This window comes from Pseudomonas sp. P5_A2_2 (assembly GCF_054177685.1).
In genome coordinates this window covers 1-3376 of the sequence record NZ_JBGCUL010000490.1, presented here as the reverse complement: position 1 = coordinate 3376, position 3376 = coordinate 1, and the positions used below count along the sequence as shown (strand labels likewise).

The following is a 3376-nucleotide window of genomic DNA, read 5'->3' as shown; positions in this document are numbered from 1 at the left end:
GTCTAGCGCAATCCTTGTAGGAGCGAGCCTGCTCGCGATGGCCGCGACTCGGTATCAGGCCGAATGTCGCACCATGTCCACATGCGGAATCCCGGCTTCCAGGAACTCTTCACTGACCATGTGAAAGCCCAGGCGCTCATAGAACGCCGTGGCTTGTACCTGGGCGCTGAGCATCTGCTGTTTGAGCCCGCGCTCTTCGGCTTCACCGATGACCGCTTGCATCAGTGCATCGCCGACTTTCAGGCCGCGCCAGTCTCTGAGTACCGATACCCTGCCGACGTGGCCGTCGGGCAACAGGCGGGCTGTGCCGATCGGAAAGTCGCCTTCGTAAGCGAGGAAATGCACTGCATCAATGTCATCGGCGTCCCATTCCAGTTCTGGCGGAACGGATTGCTCGGCGACGAACACCGCTTCACGAATGCGCCGGATCTCGGCGTTGTCCTTTTGCCAGTCTGCGACACGTACGTGAATTTTATTCATCGGCGAACCCCAGGCTTCCTTGCTTGACCAGTTCGCACAGCAGGCCGCGGCCGTCTTCGTCGCTCAGCCATTCGCCGAGGTTGTCGGCGTGCAGAGCGTCGGCGGCGCAGATCATCTTCAGCAGTTCGCGCAGTTTGCCTGGCAGATAACGGCTCTGGCCGCTGGCGAACAGCAGCAGGTCGTCATCGACTTCGGACCACGCCAGGCGTGCGCTCGGGTTGCGAATCAGGATCGCGCCTTGCTCCAGGGCGGACATGAAGTCGTCTTCTTCGACGTCTTCCGGGCCCACCACCAGTTCCGGGTAGCGTGGCTCGGTCATGAACTGGCCGAACCAGGTCAGCAGCAGGCGCTCGTCGCTCATGTGCTCGGCCAGCAGGCCTTTGAGGCGGTCGAGTGCGTCGCGCTGGATCTGGTGAGGATCGGCAGTCGGCAAGGCGTCGGCGTCGGTGTAGCGTTCTTCGTCCGACAGGAACTGGCTGAGGAAGTCAGTGAAGTGGGTCAGTACTTCAGCGGCGCTCGGCGCGCGGAAACCAACCGAGTAGGTCATRCAGTCATCAACGGCGACGCCGCAGTGGGCCAGGCGCGGTGGCAGGTAGAGCATGTCGCCCGGTTCCAGCACCCATTCGTCGGTGGCTTCGAATTCGGCGAGGATGCGCAGGTCGGCGTGGGCCAGCAGCGGGCTTTCGGTGTTGCACATCTGGCCGATCTTCCAGTTGCGCTTGCCGTGGCCTTGCAGCAGGAACACGTCGTAGTTGTCGAAGTGCGGACCAACGCTGCCACCCGGCGCGGCGTAGCTGATCATCACGTCGTCGATGCGCCAGCTCGGCAGAAAGCGGAAATTTTCCAGCAGTTCGCTGACTTCCGGGACGAACTGATCCACGGCTTGAACCAGCAGGGTCCAGTCACGTTCAGGCAGCTTGCTGAACTCATCTTCGGCGAACGGGCCGCGACGCAGTTCCCACGGACGCTCGCCATTCTCGATGATCAGTCGCGATTCGACTTCTTCTTCCAGCGCCAGGCCGGCCAGTTCGTCGGCGTCGATCGGGCTTTCGAAATCAGGAATCGCCTGGCGGATCAACAGTGGTTTTTTCTGCCAGTAGTCGCGCAGGAATTCCCGTGCCGTGATGCCGCCCAGAAGTTGAAGAGGAATATCAGGATTCATGTGTAACCTATTGAAAAAATGCACTTTTCAGACGGGAATAAAAACGCCCGGCGCGGCCGGGCGTCTTAAAAGGGTCTAGCGGTCGATCAGATGCGCTTGGCTTGTTCTACAGCGTTGCCGATGTAGTTCGCCGGGGTGAGCAGTTTCAGCTCGGCCTTGGCGGCGGCTGGCATGTCCAGGCCGTCGATGAAAGTCTGCAGCGCTTCTGGGCTGATGCCCTTGCCGCGGGTCAGTTCTTTCAGCTTTTCGTACGGGTTTTCGATGTTGTAGCGACGCATCACGGTCTGGATCGGCTCGGCCAGGACTTCCCAGCAAGCGTCCAGGTCAGCGGCAATCTTCTGCTCGTTGAGCTCAAGCTTGCTGATGCCCTTGAGGCTGGCTTCGTACGCGATCACGCTGTGGGCGAAGCCGACACCGAGGTTGCGCAGTACGGTGGAGTCGGTCAGGTCGCGCTGCCAGCGGGAGATTGGCAGTTTGCTCGCCAGGTGCTGGAACAGTGCGTTGGCGATACCCAGGTTGCCTTCGGAGTTTTCGAAGTCGATCGGGTTGACCTTGTGCGGCATGGTCGACGAACCGATTTCGCCAGCGATGGTGCGCTGTTTGAAATAACCCAGGGAGATATAGCCCCAGATGTCGCGGTCGAAGTCGATCAGGATGGTGTTGAAACGGGCGATCGCGTCGAACAGCTCGGCAATGTAGTCGTGCGGTTCGATCTGCGTGGTGTACGGGTTGAAGCCTAGGCCCAGCTCGTCTTCGATGAAGGCGCGGGCGTTGGCTTCCCAGTCGATCTCGGGGTAGGCCGACAGGTGGGCGTTGTAGTTGCCGACAGCGCCGTTGATCTTGCCCAGCAGCGGAACGGCAGCGACTTGAGCGATCTGGCGCTCCAGGCGGTAAACCACGTTCGCCAGTTCTTTGCCCAGGGTGGTCGGCGAGGCCGGTTGACCGTGGGTGCGCGACAGCATCGGTACGTCGGCGAAGCGGATCGCCAGTTCGCGGATGGCGTTGGCGGTCTGGCGCATCAGCGGCAGCATCACGTCATCACGGCCTTCGCGCAGCATCAGGGCGTGGGACAGGTTGTTGATGTCCTCGCTGGTGCAGGCAAAGTGGATGAACTCGCTGACCTTGGCCAGTTCCGGCAGCTTGGCCGCCTGCTCTTTGAGCAGGTATTCGATGGCCTTGACGTCGTGGTTGGTGGTGCGCTCGATCTCTTTGACGCGCTCGGCGTGCTCCAGAGAGAAATTTTCCGCCAGGGTGTTCAACACAGCGTTGGCTTCGGCGGAGAACGCCGGCACTTCGCTGATGGCAGGGTGAGCGGCCAGGCGCTGGAGCCAGCGCACTTCAACCAGAACGCGGGCACGGATCAGGCCGTACTCGCTGAAAATTGGGCGCAGGGCCTGGGTTTTGCCGGCGTAGCGGCCGTCAACAGGGGAAACCGCAGTGAGCGAAGAGAGCTKCATGGGGTGTTCTCGGACAGTCGGGCAACGAAATGGGGCGCGTATCATACATGAAAAAATCCGCCGGTCCGTCGCCAACTGACCGGCGTATTACGCGTATTGCTGAGTTCGGTGCTGTCGATGCGGGTTATTCGTTACGCATCAATGGGTAAAGCTCTTTCAACAATTTGCGGCGGCTGATCACCAGTTGCCAGCGATGACCGCCCAATTGCCGCCACAGGCGGGCCGAACGGATGCCGGCCAGCAGCAGGGCGCGAATTTTCGAGGCGTTGCTCGGTTG

At 60.9% G+C, this 3376-nt stretch carries 4 protein-coding genes; all 4 read right to left on the bottom strand.

All coding sequences use genetic code 11. The features are described 5' to 3' along the window. Positions 1–54: 54 nt before the first annotated feature. Positions 55–480, bottom strand: coding sequence for a GNAT family N-acetyltransferase (locus ACXRVY_RS20985; RefSeq protein WP_223461561.1), 426 nt, complete (start codon positions 478–480; stop codon positions 55–57). Continuing rightward, positions 473–1642 (bottom strand): ribosomal protein uL16 3-hydroxylase, encoded by a 1170-nt coding sequence (locus ACXRVY_RS20980; RefSeq protein WP_223461563.1) that lies wholly within the window; start codon positions 1640–1642, stop codon positions 473–475. Before ACXRVY_RS20980 ends, ACXRVY_RS20985 begins: the two co-directional genes overlap by 8 nt. 86 nt (positions 1643–1728) lie before the next feature. Next, positions 1729–3099 carry an adenylosuccinate lyase gene (gene purB / locus ACXRVY_RS20975; RefSeq protein ID WP_458238146.1) on the bottom strand — a complete coding sequence of 457 codons (1371 nt, stop codon included), beginning with the start codon at positions 3097–3099 and terminating at the stop codon, positions 1729–1731. A gap of 124 nt (positions 3100–3223) precedes the next feature. Further along, positions 3224–3376 (bottom strand): DUF489 family protein (locus ACXRVY_RS20970; protein WP_458238147.1); only part of this gene is annotated, 153 nt, incomplete at its 5' end.